The organism is Neisseria sp. P0021.S007 (genome assembly GCF_051956855.1).
On the sequence record NZ_JBQCXA010000989.1, the window covers coordinates 1 to 554 of the forward strand.

General features: G+C 52.7%; 1 protein-coding gene. It reads left to right on the forward strand.

The window, feature by feature from the left end; all coding sequences use genetic code 11:
* Window positions 1–554, forward strand: a 554-nt coding sequence (nfsA, locus tag ACTHUR_RS17125) for an oxygen-insensitive NADPH nitroreductase (protein WP_440399898.1), incomplete at both ends; no start/stop codon positions are given.

A 554-nucleotide genomic window follows, 5' to 3' on the forward strand; every position in this document is an offset into this window, starting at 1 on the left:
TTCCCATCGTTCTATCCGCAGGTTTACTTCCGAACCGATTGCCGATGAAATCCTCGATACGCTGGTTCGTGCCGGGCAGCAGGCTTCGACTTCCAACAACCTGCAATGCGTTTCCATCATCCGCGTATCGGATCTTGCGCTGAGGCAGGGGATACATGAAGCGGCTGGAAGCGCACCTTATATTGTCCATTGTGCGGAATTTTTACTGTTTTGCATCGATTTTTCCAAACACAAGGCAATGTTTCCCAATGCGCAAATTGATTGGGCGGAGGTAACCCTGATTGGTGCGGTCGATGCAGGCATTATGGCGCAAAACGTATTGCTTGCCGCCGAATCGCTTGGGCTGGGCGGCGTGTATATCGGCGCGTTGCGCAATAATGCGCAAAAAGTGTCGGACGTATTGAATCTGCCGGATTATTGCGTGCCTTTGGTGGGGTTGTGCCTCGGTTATCCCGATCAAGACCCGCCGCTCAAACCGCGCCTACCTAAGGAAATGGTGTATGCCGAAAACGCCTGTCCGAGCCTGAATGCCGATGCCGTTGAAGCCTATAATC